Below are 12,964 nucleotides of genomic sequence, written 5' to 3'. Positions count from 1 at the left end.
TGCTGCCTTCTAGATGAGGGTCTCCAGGAAAACCCGGGAGTCCGGGACGCTGAGCGCCGCGGCATGTACATGGTCGTACACGACCTCGCAGTGCGCGATCTCCACAGGGTCTTCGTAGAAGAGCTGGGACATCACCGCCTCCAGATAGACCACAGAGGGGTCCTCGGGGAAGTCCAGGATCGAGAACGACCCGGCTGTCGCGGGGTGCAATCCGGCTGAGTCGGGCAGCACCTGCACGCGCAACTCGGGGCGCTGCACGTCAAGCAGGTACCTGATCTGGGCCTCCCGGATGTCGTCCGGGATCTTCCGAAGGGCGGCTTCGTCGATGATCGCCCAGATGCGTGGACCGCTCGGAAGCGCGAGGATCTGCTTGCGCGCCATGCGGGCTTCGACCCGGCGCTCCACCGTCGACTCATCTGCCACACCGTGCCCGCGGATGATCGCCCGCGCGTACTCCTCGGTCTGGAGTAGACCCGGGACTACGAGCGCCTCGTAGGTGCGGATGCGTTCCGCCTCCAGCTCCAGCCCCACGTAGGTGCCAGCCCCGAGGACATCTTTGTAGCCGACCCACCACCCGGCCTGCCGGGCCTCTCGCGTGAGCCGGGCGTAGGCCTCGCGCTCTGCGGGGTCGGTGACCTCGTAGATGTCGAGTAGCGCCTCGACGTCCGTCACGCTCGGGCGGAGCCACTCGTTGTTCTCGATCCGGGTGAGCTTCCCACGTGACCACCGCCCCTTCCCGAGCCGCTTGGCTTCGGCGGTGACGTGCGCAGACGTGTACCCCTTCGCCTCGCGCAGCTCACGCAGGCGCCGGGAGAGGCGGCGCCGTCGCAGGGTGGGGCTCTTGGCCATGGGTGTCTCGCTCCTCGCCATCGGCTGGCTCGATCCTACGGCGGAACCTCGCTGATCAGGCATTTCGTACACCGCCCATCACTTAGTGGGCTTCGAGCCCAATGAAGCACCTGTCTCTATAGATTCTCGCACCGAATTGCAAAGTGGGCATTGAGAAATTGACTGCGATGCGTCAACATAGAGCCACCTGATGAATCGCCGGACCTCCCATCCGGCTCCCTGATGGAGGTGCGCCCATGGCGCGATACCAGTCCTGCTCGGAGAGGGCGGCCGCTCAGTGGCCGGCCCCCGAGAACTCGCTCCCGCGGCGACGCCGCGCCCGCCGCTGTCGCCGGTACGCCCCGGTCGGCCGCCACCGCCGGACCACGCCGCCCCGGCCTGCGCCGGGCCGTGCCCTGCTGTTCCGGGTGCTGGTCGGCCTGGAGGGTCTGGGGGTGGGGGCGTGACCGGCGTCTGCTACTCCGAGTGCCGCGACAGCGGCGGCCGCCCCCGCGTGTGCGTGCTCGACCGCGACCACACCGGTGACCACGAGGACGCCCGCGGAGACCGGTGGGAGCGTCCGGAGGTCACCCTCGAACGACTCCGCACCGCGTGGGGGCGCACCCACCGCATCGCCTGGACCGGCGCCCTGTGGGTGGCCGTTCACCGCGACCCGGCCGCCCCGTGGCGCACCGAGGTGGAGCCCACCGCCGGGCAGTTGGAGGAGCGTCTCCAGAAACGCCAGACCGCCCCCGTGCCGACCCAGAGGAGCCATCCATGAGCCGCCATGTCAACCCGGCCGAGGACCCGATCCCGGACGACCTCACCGAGGAGGAGAAGCGCGCCGTCCGCCTCCAGGGGGAGCGCATCGCGGCCCAGCGCGAGGCTGGGCTCCCCCTGCTGGGTGAGGACGGCCGCCGCCGGGGCGTCGACTACGACCTGGGCGACTAGGGACTCCGTGCGCCCGCCTGTCCGTGGGCGCACGGTTCAGACGGCCGCCTCTGGCACTCGGCGCATCCGGCGCCACATCTGAGGGGATGTGCGAGGCGGCCCGGGGCCACCGGGCTCGGTTCCGGTGGCCCCTCTTGGACGGCCGCTCTGCCCGTGGGGGGAATACGGAGCGGCCAGCGGGGCCGGGGGACCCAGGAAAGATCCCCGGCCCCGCCCACAGGCGAATGCCCCCGCTCACCGTGATGGTGGGCGGGGGCGCCCGCGTGTCAGCACATCCACCCCCGCCAGTGCCACATCGCTGGGTCCCCTCCGGGCTCGGCGGTGTACGGTCACGTAGTCGCTCATGTCGGGCATCCTGCCACCGGCCGGGCTGACCGGCCCCGGAAACGGCGAAAGCGCCCCGCCCCGAATGGGGCGGGACGCCAGCGGCCCTGGACTACATCAGGCCAGCCTGGTAGGCGAGCGTGTGCAGGACCGCGGCCCCGGCGACGATCACGGCCCAGATGGCCCAGGCCCACCAGGGGGCGCCGACGGCGAGCGCGACCAGGGCGACGGCGAGGGCCGCCCAGGTGACCCAGATGGCGAGCTTCGTGCTCATGCTTTCCCTTTCTGTGCGGTGGTGCGGTGTGCGATTCTGGGAGGGGCGGACCCCGGATGATGTGAGCATCCGGGGTCCGCTTTACCGCTTCTTATGGAGGCGGCGGTGGCGTCCGATCGCGTGGCGTCCCTTGCCCGGTTTCGGCCGATCCTGGATGAACCGGACCGTCGCGAGCGTCAGGGCCGCGAGCGCGATCATCAGCGTGATCGCCTGGAAGAGAGTCACTCTCTCACCTCCCCTCTATTATTCTGTTGTGCCTCCATTGCATAGGCGCCTTTACTGTGATGTCAGCCCGTCTGGACAAAAAAAATGTTCAGGCGCCTACACTGTCGCCATGGACATCACCGAAACCCTCGCCCACCTGCGCAAACTCCCCACTCTCGCTGGGGAGGAGACGGACCCGCTCACGCGTGCTCGCACCGTTGGCGAGATCCTCGCCGCCATCGCCGAAGTGGAAGAAGCCCTCAAAGCGGTCCGTCAGCCTGCCGTCGCGGAGCTGCGCGAGCAGGGCATGACCGTGCGCGCCCTCGCCGCCGAGCTCGGCCTCAGCCCCGCCCGGGTCGACCAGATCGGCAAGGGGAAGAGGGCATGACGAAAGCGCCTCCGCTCCTCAACTGAGGAGCGGAGGCGCTCGTCACGTGTTCTCAGAAGATCAGCTTGAGGACCTGGAGCACTCCACCGGCGAAGACCAGGGCCACGCCGAACAGTTCCAGGTGGATGCCGTCGGTCATGGCCTTACGCATCTTGGCGTCCACGGCCTGGTTGGCTTCCGCGAGCTGGGCGCGGAGCTCCTTCTCGACCTTCTTCGCCCGCCACTGCTCTTCCTCGAACTGGGCCTTGGCCTTGCCAGCGATGGTGTATGCCTCCCGGAGCTGATCGCTGACGGCCTGCGCGAACTCTTCAAGGTTCTCGGGAGAGGGAAGGGGGCCTGGGCCACGATACCCCGAGACGAATCCTTCGACCTGGATAGTCGCGGTCGCGGTACCGGAGGCGTGCTTGGGGGTTTCCTTACCGAAGATGCGCTGGAAGTGGCGTCTTGCGGCGTTCCAGGGGACCATCAGGGCCCGGATGATCGGGTCCTAGAACCCTACGCCTTCCGGTGCCCACTCCTTCCATGTGCCCCAGATACCGAAGAGCGTGACGGCCACGCCGAGGAAGACAAGCCCAGCCGAGACGGCGTCGGCGATGATGTCGAACATGGGGGACTTTCCCGTGGAGGTTGCGATGGGATGACCAGTTGGACGCAGGGCCTCCAGCGCTCGTTCCCCATGAAGCTGAATTGCCGCAGGGTGCTCACGGGCACCGCGTGAGCCCCGCGCACGCGGGGATGGGCCGGACGCGGTTCCGAAGATCATCGAACACCGCTGGTCGGCCCAGCACATGCGGTTCCGGTCACACGGGGGCCGACAGCTCGGCGAGGCGCTTGTGCAGGAGCGCGTGGTCGTCCCCCGACAAGTGGACGCCGAGGCGGTCCAGCCACGGATCGAGGTCGGCCGGGGCCAGCTCCTCGTGCCGGGTGGGGGAGTCCGGGGCGCGGAGGGTGACCGACGCCTGGGTGAGGCTCGCGTGGATCCCGTCCGGCAGGAAGCCCGTCACCACCAGCATCCTCCGGAACACCGAGTCCGGGTGCGTCGCCACGAAGTGGTTCCCCGCGACCAGGTCCACCGGGTACACCTCCGACTCGTGCGTCACGTGCAGCGGCTCCCACGCATGGCCGCGCTGTTTGCGCAGCTCCCACCCCCACGACCTGCCGCGGGGCACCCGGGCGAGTGCGAAGGCCATCCCGCCCCCACCGCTCCGGGCCCCGTCCCTCAGCTCGATCGGACGCCGCATGCCCGATCCGAACCCCGGGTCGGCCAGCAGCCGGCGGCCGTCGACCACGACCTCCACCAGCAGGTGCGTCCGGGCGTTCTCACCCGCCGGGCCGACCGTGCCCAGCCGCCGGTGCACCTCGAACCCCAGCCGCTCCAGCGCGGCCGCGAACAGCACCCCGTGCTCGAAGCAGTAGCCTCCCCGGCCTCCACCCAGGAACTTCTCCTGCACGCCCCGTACGTCGACCGCCGGGGCCCGGCCCAGGAGCGCGTCGACCGTCTCGAAGGGGAACGCCCTGATGTGCGCCTCGTACAGCCGGTCCAGGTACTCCTCGTCCGGCCGCCGCTCCGGCACCCCCACCCGGTCCAGGTAGGCCGCCAGGTCCAGGGCCTCGACACCCCATGCGATCGTCACGGTGGATCTCCTCTCGTCCACCGTTGCAGCACGGGCCGATCGCTGCGTGTTCCGGGAGGAATCTGGAGGAACGGCACGGGAATATCTCAGGGGCGGAGGTCGCGGCGGAGCACCGTGCGGAGGTCGCCCGGCGGCCGACCGGCGATGCGTTCGACCGTGTCCGTGACGCGGTCCTCGGCGCCCGCGGCGATGAGCCCGTCGAGCCCCACCAGTATCCGCGCCACCTCCACCGGCATCGCCGCCGCCAGCGCCCGCTCCACGGCACCGGGCTCCAGCGACTCGTGCACGACCTCTCGCCCTGTCACCTCCCCGTAGATCGCGGCGACCTCGTCGTAACTCAGCGCCTCGGGTCCGGTGAGGACCGGCTCCCGTTCGATCGGCTCCGCGTCGGTCAGCGCGTGCGCGGCGACCGCCGCGATGTCGCGGACGTCGACGAACCCCACCCGTCCGCCCCCGGTGGCCGTCGCGATCGCCCCCCGCTCCCGGAACCCGGCCGCGTGCGGGTGGTCCCCCGTGAAGTTCTGCATGAACCACGACGGCCGCAGCACCACCGCCTCCTCGAACACCTCCAGTACCATCCGCGCCACCCGTCCCACCATCGGCCCGCCCGTGGGAACGGCCGACGCCCCGAGCAGCACCGCCCGGCGCACACCGCGGCGGTGCGCCCGCTCCAGGAACGCCCCCATGACCTCGACCGGGTCGGCGTCCGGCGGCGGCACCAGGTAGACGCGGTCGACGCCGTCGAGCGCCGCGGCGTGGCTGTCCGGGTCGTACCAGTCGAACCGGACGCCCCGCGGCCCCGGCCGGCGGCTCGCCGCGACCACCTCCGCGCCGCGTTCGCCCAGCACCGGGATGAGCGCGCGGGCGGTCGTCCCCGTCGCCCCCGTCACGAGGACCTTCACACGCCCACCCCCGCGGCCTGCGCCACCAGCGGGTCCCGGTGGTCGCGGTAGGAGGTGACCCGCACCTCGGCCGCATCCGGCACGACCACGTACCGCCGCTCGTAGGGTCCGCCCGTCGCCCCGGCCCGGGCGCGCAGGTCCGTCTCGATGACGGTGCGCGCCGGATCGGTCGTCCGACGGGACACCGTTTCCGGCTTCCCGCCGCACTCGAACACCTCCGGAACGCCCGCCGTGTACGCCGGCACCGCCTCCCGCCCCTCGGGCCTCCGGGTCGCCCCGGGCCGCGCGAACGGGAACTCCGCCACCGGATCCGCCCCTCCGGCGGTGTCGCCCCGCCACGGCAGGTCCATCGGCTCGCGGAACACCGCCTCGGGTGCGCTTCGCTCCAGGTCCATGCCGACTCTCCTAAGATTCGGACCATCGGTCCGGATCAATATACGGACTGCCGGTCCGTTTATCAAGGGAGGGGCGGGAAGCGACATGGCCCGCGAGAACGAACGCGCCGACGCGGCGCGCAACCGGGCGGCCGTCCTGGCCGCCGCGGACCGGCTCTTCGCCGAGTCCCCCCACGGCACCGCCGTGTCCATGGACGAGATCGCCGAGGCGGCCGGCGTCGGCAAGGGCACCCTGTTCCGCCGCTTCGGGGACCGCGCGGGCCTGGTGCGCGCCGTGTTCGAAGCGCGCACCGCCTGGTTCCGCGAGGCGCTGGAGTCGGGCCCCGAACCGCTGGGCCCGGACACCCCGCCCCGGGAACGGGTCTTCGGGATCATGGAGGCCCTGGTGCGGATCAAGCTCGACAACACCCACTTGGCGCAGACCCTGGAGGAGGCGCCCGCCGGGCGCGGCGCCGAGCTCTTCGCCTCCGCGTCCTACCGCCTCGTCCACGGGCTCCTCGCCGACGCCGTCGCCCGCGCCTGCGCCGGCCAGACGCCTCCGGCGCCGGACGCCGCGTGGACGGCGCACGTCCTGCTCGGCGCGGTCCGGGCCGACCTGGTGGGCCATCTCGTCGCCACCGAGGGCCTCACCCGGGGCCGGGCGCTGCGCGACGTGCGCGACCTCGTGGAGCGCCTCCTGGGCCCGTGACCACCGCCGGCCGCCCCGCCGGTGGCCGGTCCCGGACGGGGTACTCCACGCGAAACGGCCGTGCGGCACAATAGGGGAGTCCCGTCGTGCATCACCCGAGGAGTTCGCCATCAGCCGCCTGGTGCTATGGAACATCGACCTCACGCTCCTCGACGTCGGCCAGGTCATGCGGGCCGCCTACGCCGAGGCCTTCGAGAAGGTCACCGGTGAGCCCCTGGTCTACCTGACCTCGACCGCCGGCCGCACCGACTCGGAGATGTTCTTCGAGTTCTGCGCCCGCAACTACGTCGACATCGAGCCCGACGTCGACACCCTCGCCCAGTTCCTCACGGCCCTGGAGGCCGCCTTCGAGACCCGGACGGGGGAGCTGGCGGCCAAGGGCAGGGTGATGCCCGGGGCGGCGGCCTCGCTGGCGGCCGTGGCCTCGCTGCCCGGCGCCGTGCAGACGGTGGTCAGCGGCAGTCCCCGGACGGTGGCCACCGCCAAGCTGGTGGCCTTCGGCCTGGACTCCTACCTGAACCTGGCCATCGGCGGCTACGGATCGGTCAACTACCCCAAGTCCACGCTCATCCAGTCCATCCGCCTGCACGCGGCGGAGGGCGGGATGATCCCCGACTCCAGCACCGTCCTGATCACCGACAACGTTCCCGACGTCCGGGCCGCCCTGATCGGCGGGGCCGTCCCGGTCGGGGTCCTCAACGGTCCCACCACGGAGGGGCGGCTGCGCGATGCGGGCGCGCAGGTCATCCTGCCCGACCTCACCGATCCCCGCGCCGTGATGACCGCCGTCCAGCAGGCGACCGATTCGACAACGGCTCGATAACGACAGGTACGTCCCCGACCGGGTCGAGGTGAACCCTCGTGTACATCGCCACCGACCGACGCAATCCGTTTCTTACAGCATGTAACCGTTGGTTAACGGTGTTGCTCCTGCCCTCCGGCGTGAAAACCAGTAGCCTGTCTTCTTGGACGAGGCGGTGACAATGGGGTCCGACGCCTCTTTCTTCCAGCCTGTGCGCACAGGTCACACCACCACCACACCACTCCCGGGGCTCCGTGCGGCCCTCGGGGGTCACGAAAAATCACACATCAGCTCACGGATTCACAGGGCACATGACCCGGTGATCCCACAGCGCTCGTGCGACGTTGCTCACAAAGGAGTGAGATAGACACATGTCCGGGCAATCCGACGGCACCCTCCAGCAGCTGCTCGCCGAAGCGGCGACCAAGTGGTCCCCCGGCCCGCGGCTCGGCGCCGACGAGGCCGAGGCCGTCCGCCGCTTCCTCCCGCTCTACTACCGGCACACCGACCCGGAGGAGATCGCGGGCCGTACCCCCGAACAGATCTGCGGTACGGCCGAGACCCACCGCGCCTTCGGCGCCCGGCGCCGCCCCGGCCGCGCCAAGGTCCGCGTGCACACCCCGACCGTCGAGCACGACGGCTGGGACTCCCAGACCAGCATCGTCGAGACGGTGACGGACAACGCCCCCTTCCTCGTCTCGTCCGTGACCATGGTCCTGCGCGAGCTCAACGCGGGCGTCCGCCTGATCATCCACCCCCAGATGACCGTGGGCCGCGACCTGGAGGGCGACCTCCGCCAGATCGACCCGGAGATCGGCGGCGAGGGCCTGCTGCCCGTCGACGAGTCCTGGATGCACATCGAGATCGACCGGCAGACCGACCCCGAGCGGATCAAGGAGATCACCGACCGGGTCGAGGCCGTCCTCAACGACGTCCGCTACGTGGACGAGGACGCCGCCAAGATGAGCGACCGGGCCATCCGGATCGCCGACGAGCTGGCCGCCTACCCCGACCGCCTGGTCGCCGGGGGCGTGGACGCCCGCGAGATCGGCGAGAGCGTCGACTTCCTGCGCTGGGTCGCCGGACGCCACTTCACCTTCATGGGCTACCGCGAGTACTCGCTGGTCACCGACGAGAACGGCGACGACGCCCTGCGCCCGGAACCCGGCACCGGCCTGGGCATCATGCGCATGGACTCCCCGGCCTCCACCAGCTTCGCCGCCCTGCCCCCGGAGATCCGCGGCAAGGCCCGCGAGCCCTACATCCTGGTGCTCACCAAGGCCAACTCCCGTTCCACCGTCCACCGGCCCAAGTACCTGGACTACATCGGCGTCAAGAAGTTCGACGCCCAGGGCAACATCGTCGGCGAGCGCCGCTTCCTGGGGCTGTTCACCTCCCAGGCCACCAACACGGGCATCGCCCAGATCCCCATCCTGCGCCGCAAGCAGGCGGAGATCCTGGCCCTGGCCGGGTTCGAGGCCGACAGCTACGACGGCCGCGACCTCACCGAACTGCTGGAGACCTTCCCCCGCGAGGAACTCCTCCAGATCCCCGTCGGCGAGCTGTACACCATCGTCCGCAGCGTCATGCGCCTGCGCGACCGGCGCGGCACCAAGCTGTTCATGCGCCGCGACCCCTACGGCGGCCGGTACATGTCCTGCTTCGTGTACATGCCGCGCGACGAGTACAGCACCCGCGTGCGCCTGGACATCCAGCAGGTCCTCGGCGACGCCTTCCAGGGCGCGACCATGGACCACAACGTCATGATCGGCGCCGCCCCGCTGGCCCGCCTCTACCTGGTGGCGCGCGCCCGCCACGGCGAGACCCTGGCCGACATCGACCAGCTCGCCCTGGAGGAGAAGGTCCGCCTGGCCGCCCGCTCCTGGGACACCGACCTCGACGACGCCCTCACCGACGCCTTCGGCCCGGACCGGGCCACCGAGTACAAGGAGCGGTACGGCTCCGGCCTCAGCGAGGCCTACAAGGTCGACAACCAGCCCGAGGTCGCCGCGGGCGACATCGGCGCACTGGAGGAGCTGCTCGGCCGCACCGCCCCCGACGAGCGGCGGGGCGCGTTCTCCGCCGGCCTGTACCGCCACTCCGAGGACGACGCCTGGCGCTTCCGCGTCCACAGCGTCGGCGAGCCCATCTCGCTCTCCCGGATCCTGCCGGTCCTGGAGCACCTGGGCGTCGAGGTCATCGACGAGTGGCCCTACGACATCGACGTCCAGGGCGTGGGCCGGGTCTGGATCTACGACTTCGGCCTGGGCCCCATCACCGCGGTGGACCTGCCCGACGACCGCCTCAAGAAGCTGTTCGAGGACGCCTTCGACGCCTCCTGGCGGGGACTGGGCGAGTCCGACCGGTTCAACACCCTGGTGGTCCGCGCCGGGCTGGACTGGCGCCAGCTCACCGTGCTGCGCGCCTACGCCAAGTACCTGCGCCAGGCCGGGTCCACCTTCACCCCCGACTTCCTGGCCGACATCCTGGCCGCCAACGTCGGGATCACCGGCCTGCTCGTCGACCTGTTCCAGACCCGCTTCGACCCGGACCAGTCCGACGAGGGGCGGACCGAGCGCACCGAGGCCCTCGTCCGCAAGATCGAGGGCGAACTGGAGTCGGTGGCCAGCCTGGACCACGACCGCGTGCTGCGGTCCTTCCTGGCCGTCATCAGGGCCACCCTGCGCACCAACCACTACCAGGAGCACCCCTACCTGGTGCTCAAGCTCGACCCGCAGAGCATCCCGGACCTGCCCCAGCCCCGGCCCAAGCTGGAGATGTACGTCTACTCGCCGCGTGTCGAGGGCGTCCACCTGCGCTTCGGCAGGGTCGCCCGCGGCGGCCTGCGCTGGTCGGACCGGCTGGAGGACTTCCGCACCGAGGTCCTGGGCCTGGTCAAGGCGCAGATGGTGAAGAACTCGGTGATCGTCCCCAGCGGCGCCAAGGGCGGTTTCGTCTGCAAACGCCTGCCCGAGGGCGGCACCCGCGAACAGGTCATGGCCGAGGTCATCGCCTGCTACAAGGACTTCATCAGCGGCATGCTCGACGTCACCGACAACCTGGTCGACGGCGCCATCGTCCACCCCGAGCGCACCGTCCTGCACGACGGCGACGACTCCTACCTGGTGGTGGCGGCCGACAAGGGCACCGCGACGTTCTCCGACACCGCCAACGCGATCTCCAAGGAGCGCGGCTTCTGGCTGGGCGACGCCTTCGCCTCCGGCGGCTCGGTCGGCTACGACCACAAGGCCATGGGCATCACCGCCCGCGGCGCCTGGGAGTCGGTCAGGTACCACTTCCGGGAGATGGGCGTCGACGTCCAGAACGAGCCCTTCACCACGGTCGGCATCGGCGACATGTCCGGCGACGTGTTCGGCAACGGCATGCTGCTGTCGCAGCAGATCAAGCTGATCGCCGCGTTCGACCACCGGCACGTGTTCCTCGACCCCGCCCCGGACCCGCACACCTCCTGGGTGGAGCGCAAGCGGCTCTTCGACCTGCCGCGCAGCAACTGGGAGGACTACGACCCGGCGCTGATCTCCGAGGGCGGCGGCGTGTACCCGCGCTCGGCCAAGTCCGTCCCGGTCAGCCCGCAGGTCCGCGCGGCCCTGGGCATCGAGGACGAGATCACGGCGCTGACCCCCGACGAGCTGATCCGCCGGATCCTCACCGCGCCGGTGGACCTACTGTGGAACGGCGGCATCGGCACCTACGTCAAGGCCGTCTCCCAGACCCACGCCGAGGTCGGGGACAAGGCCAACGACCAGGTCCGGGTCGACGCCACCGAGCTGCGCGTCAAGGTCGTCGGCGAGGGCGGCAACCTGGGCCTGACCCAGCCCGCCCGCATCGAGTTCGCCCGTGAGGGCGGCCGGGTCAACACCGACTTCATCGACAACTCGGCCGGCGTGGACACCTCCGACCACGAGGTGAACATCAAGATCATGCTCGACCGGGAGGTGCGCGACGGCTCCCTGGACGCCGACGAGCGCGACCGCCTGTTCATCGACATGACCGACGAGGTCGCCGAGCTGGTCCTGGACAACAACTACGCGCAGAACACGGTGCTGGCCACCGCCCGCAAGCAGGCCCGCCAGATGCTGCACGTCCACGGCCGCTACATGCGCCACCTGGAGCGCACCAAGGTCCTCAAGCGCAAGCTGGAGGACCTGCCCTCCGACAAGGCGATCGCGGAGCGGCGCGCCGCGGGCCAGGGCCTGACCGGCCCGGAGTTCGCGACGCTGCTCTCCTACACCAAGATCAGCCTCAAGGACCAGATCGGCCTGTCCGACCTGGCCGAGGACCCGTACCTGACCGACACCCTGGTCCGGTACTTCCCGACGCCGCTGCGCACGGAGCGGTTCGCGCAGGCGGTGGCCACCCACCCGCTGCGGCGGGAGATCATCGTCAACCAGGTGGTCAACCAGATGGTCAACCGCTCCGGGCTGACCTTCGCCTTCCGCCTCAACGAGGAGCTGGGCTCCAGCGGCGCGGACATCGCCCGCGCCTACCTGGTCTCCCAGGAGGTGCTGCGGCTCCAGGAGTTCTGGGGCGGGGTGGAGGACCTGGACCACCGCATCTCGGTGGACGGCCAGCTCACCCTGTTGCTGGAGACCCGCAAGCTCGCCGAGCGCTCGGCCCGGTGGCTGCTGCGCAACCGCACCTTCCCGTTCGACATCCGCACCGAGATCGGGTTCTTCGCCGAGGGCGTGGGCGAGGTCCTGGGCCGACTGGTGGACCTGCTGCGCGGCCGCGACCGGGAGGCGTTCGTCGAGCGCCGCGACCGGTACATCGGCCAGGGCGTCCCGGCCGACCTGGCCGAGCGGGTCGCGGTCATGGTGCCCGCCTACTCCACCCTGGACCTGGTGGAGATCGCGCACCGCACCGGCCGACCGGTGGAGAAGGTCGCCGAGCTGTACTTCGAGCTGGCCGACCGGCTCAACATCAGCTGGTGGCGGGAGCGGATCATCGACCTGCCGCGCGACGACCGGTGGAGCACGACGGCGCGCGGCTCGCTGCGCGACGACCTGTACGCGGCGCACGCGGCCCTCACCGGCCGGGTGCTGGAGTCGGGCGCACCGGACGACTCGGTCGAGACGCTGATGCGCTCCTGGTTCGAGCAGAACCGCGAGGCGGTCCAGCGGGCCGGGATCACCCTGTCGGAGATCCAGGAGAACGAGCGGTTCGACCTGGCCACCCTGTCGGTGGCACTGCGGTCCTTCCGTTCCCTGATCGACGACTGACCCCTGCCCGCTCCGGCCCCCCGCTCCGCCCGACCGTCGCCCGCCACCGCCCCCGAAGGGCGGCCCGGCGGCCGACGGTCCTTCCCGGGCGGTGCCCGGGCGCCCGCGGGTCGGGAGTCGGGTTTTCAGGAAGCACGACGGCCCGGAGCGGAGGTCCTCGCCCGCCACCGCCCCCGAAGGGCGGCCCGGCGGCCGACGGTCCTCCTCCTCGAAGGCGTCCGCTCCGGGCCTCCGGAACCCCGTGCGCCCTCGCCGGGCGAGCCGCCTGCTGACCGGGGCCGTCCTTTCGGGCGGCCCCGGCCGCGTTCGCCGGTGGCCGTCCCCGCGGGGCGGG

Annotated in this window: 14 protein-coding genes; 7 read left to right on the top strand and 7 right to left on the bottom strand. The window is 70.9% G+C overall.

The window, feature by feature from the left end; translation table 11 throughout:
• Positions 1-9: 9 nt before the first annotated feature.
• On the bottom strand, positions 10-849 hold the full coding sequence (locus QJS33_RS02820) for a helix-turn-helix transcriptional regulator (protein WP_306366247.1): 840 nt from the start codon (positions 847-849) through the stop codon (positions 10-12).
• A gap of 236 nt (positions 850-1,085) precedes the next feature.
• Here QJS33_RS02820 and QJS33_RS02815 point away from each other — a divergent pair, with 236 nt between their 5' ends.
• From QJS33_RS02815 to QJS33_RS02805, 3 genes are read left to right on the top strand one after another with little or no spacing between them, the layout of a single operon-like run.
• Positions 1,086-1,295 (top strand): hypothetical protein, encoded by a 210-nt coding sequence (locus QJS33_RS02815; RefSeq protein WP_306366246.1) that lies wholly within the window; start codon positions 1,086-1,088, stop codon positions 1,293-1,295.
• Positions 1,292-1,609 carry a hypothetical protein gene (locus QJS33_RS02810; protein ID WP_306366245.1) on the top strand — a complete coding sequence of 106 codons (318 nt, stop codon included), beginning with the start codon at positions 1,292-1,294 and terminating at the stop codon, positions 1,607-1,609. The genes QJS33_RS02815 and QJS33_RS02810 overlap by 4 nt, the downstream gene beginning before the upstream one ends.
• On the top strand, positions 1,606-1,779 hold the full coding sequence (locus tag QJS33_RS02805) for a hypothetical protein (RefSeq protein ID WP_306366244.1): 174 nt from the start codon (positions 1,606-1,608) through the stop codon (positions 1,777-1,779). Before QJS33_RS02810 ends, QJS33_RS02805 begins: the two co-directional genes overlap by 4 nt.
• A 436-nt stretch (positions 1,780-2,215) precedes the next feature.
• On the opposite strand, the gene QJS33_RS02800 is transcribed toward QJS33_RS02805, so the two are convergent.
• Together QJS33_RS02800 and QJS33_RS02795 are read right to left on the bottom strand one after the other, a co-directional pair.
• Entirely contained in the window at positions 2,216-2,377 is a 162-nt protein-coding gene (locus QJS33_RS02800) for a hypothetical protein (RefSeq protein WP_306366243.1), read from the bottom strand.
• A gap of 81 nt (positions 2,378-2,458) precedes the next feature.
• Positions 2,459-2,602 carry a hypothetical protein gene (locus QJS33_RS02795; protein WP_306366242.1) on the bottom strand — a complete coding sequence of 48 codons (144 nt, stop codon included), beginning with the start codon at positions 2,600-2,602 and terminating at the stop codon, positions 2,459-2,461.
• Between the two features lie 109 nt (positions 2,603-2,711).
• Between QJS33_RS02795 and QJS33_RS02790 the strand changes: the two genes are divergently transcribed.
• Positions 2,712-2,969: a hypothetical protein gene (locus QJS33_RS02790; RefSeq protein WP_306366241.1), complete on the top strand. Its 258-nt coding sequence runs from the start codon at positions 2,712-2,714 to the stop codon at positions 2,967-2,969.
• A gap of 52 nt (positions 2,970-3,021) precedes the next feature.
• Here QJS33_RS02790 and QJS33_RS02785 read toward each other — a convergent pair whose 3' ends face one another.
• From QJS33_RS02785 to QJS33_RS02770, 4 genes are all read right to left on the bottom strand, one after another.
• Positions 3,022-3,435, bottom strand: coding sequence for a hypothetical protein (locus QJS33_RS02785; RefSeq protein ID WP_306366240.1), 414 nt, complete (start codon positions 3,433-3,435; stop codon positions 3,022-3,024).
• A 334-nt stretch (positions 3,436-3,769) separates the two neighbouring features.
• Complete coding sequence (locus tag QJS33_RS02780) at positions 3,770-4,603, bottom strand: arylamine N-acetyltransferase (RefSeq protein WP_306366239.1); 834 nt, start codon at positions 4,601-4,603, stop codon at positions 3,770-3,772.
• 86 nt (positions 4,604-4,689) lie between these two features.
• Positions 4,690-5,505 (bottom strand): NAD-dependent epimerase/dehydratase family protein, encoded by an 816-nt coding sequence (locus tag QJS33_RS02775; RefSeq protein ID WP_306366238.1) that lies wholly within the window; start codon positions 5,503-5,505, stop codon positions 4,690-4,692.
• Entirely contained in the window at positions 5,502-5,900 is a 399-nt protein-coding gene (locus QJS33_RS02770) for a hypothetical protein (RefSeq protein ID WP_306366237.1), read from the bottom strand. The genes QJS33_RS02775 and QJS33_RS02770 overlap by 4 nt, the downstream gene beginning before the upstream one ends.
• 85 nt (positions 5,901-5,985) lie before the next feature.
• On the opposite strand from QJS33_RS02770, the gene QJS33_RS02765 reads away from it, so the two are divergent.
• From QJS33_RS02765 to QJS33_RS02755, 3 genes are all read left to right on the top strand, one after another.
• Complete coding sequence (locus tag QJS33_RS02765; RefSeq protein ID WP_306366236.1) at positions 5,986-6,588, top strand: TetR/AcrR family transcriptional regulator; 603 nt, start codon at positions 5,986-5,988, stop codon at positions 6,586-6,588.
• 121 nt (positions 6,589-6,709) lie between these two features.
• Positions 6,710-7,411 carry an HAD family hydrolase gene (locus QJS33_RS02760; protein WP_306366235.1) on the top strand — a complete coding sequence of 234 codons (702 nt, stop codon included), beginning with the start codon at positions 6,710-6,712 and terminating at the stop codon, positions 7,409-7,411.
• A 350-nt stretch (positions 7,412-7,761) separates the two neighbouring features.
• Positions 7,762-12,630, top strand: coding sequence for an NAD-glutamate dehydrogenase (locus tag QJS33_RS02755; protein WP_306366234.1), 4,869 nt, complete (start codon positions 7,762-7,764; stop codon positions 12,628-12,630).
• Positions 12,631-12,964 lie beyond the last annotated feature (334 nt).

Origin of the sequence: Nocardiopsis sp. CC223A, from assembly GCF_030766825.1 — a bacterium.
Classification (GTDB): Bacteria; Actinomycetota; Actinomycetes; order Streptosporangiales; family Streptosporangiaceae; genus Nocardiopsis.
The sequence above is the reverse complement of the archived record's forward strand: the minus strand, read 5'-3'. Positions and strand labels throughout refer to the sequence as shown.

What these genes read in the sequence shown, in the direction of transcription:
- QJS33_RS02820 (WP_306366247.1), bottom strand. Translation starts at nt 849, where the DNA reads ATGGCCAAGAGCCCCACCCTGCGACGGCGCCGCCTCTCCCGGCGCCTG.
- QJS33_RS02815 (WP_306366246.1), top strand. Translation starts at nt 1,086, where the DNA reads ATGGCGCGATACCAGTCCTGCTCGGAGAGGGCGGCCGCTCAGTGGCCG.
- QJS33_RS02805 (WP_306366244.1), top strand. Translation starts at nt 1,606, where the DNA reads ATGAGCCGCCATGTCAACCCGGCCGAGGACCCGATCCCGGACGACCTC.
- QJS33_RS02800 (WP_306366243.1), bottom strand. Translation starts at nt 2,377, where the DNA reads ATGAGCACGAAGCTCGCCATCTGGGTCACCTGGGCGGCCCTCGCCGTC.
- QJS33_RS02790 (WP_306366241.1), top strand. Translation starts at nt 2,712, where the DNA reads ATGGACATCACCGAAACCCTCGCCCACCTGCGCAAACTCCCCACTCTC.
- QJS33_RS02785 (WP_306366240.1), bottom strand. Translation starts at nt 3,435, where the DNA reads ATGGTCCCCTGGAACGCCGCAAGACGCCACTTCCAGCGCATCTTCGGT.
- QJS33_RS02770 (WP_306366237.1), bottom strand. Translation starts at nt 5,900, where the DNA reads ATGGACCTGGAGCGAAGCGCACCCGAGGCGGTGTTCCGCGAGCCGATG.
- QJS33_RS02765 (WP_306366236.1), top strand. Translation starts at nt 5,986, where the DNA reads ATGGCCCGCGAGAACGAACGCGCCGACGCGGCGCGCAACCGGGCGGCC.
- QJS33_RS02755 (WP_306366234.1), top strand. Translation starts at nt 7,762, where the DNA reads ATGTCCGGGCAATCCGACGGCACCCTCCAGCAGCTGCTCGCCGAAGCG.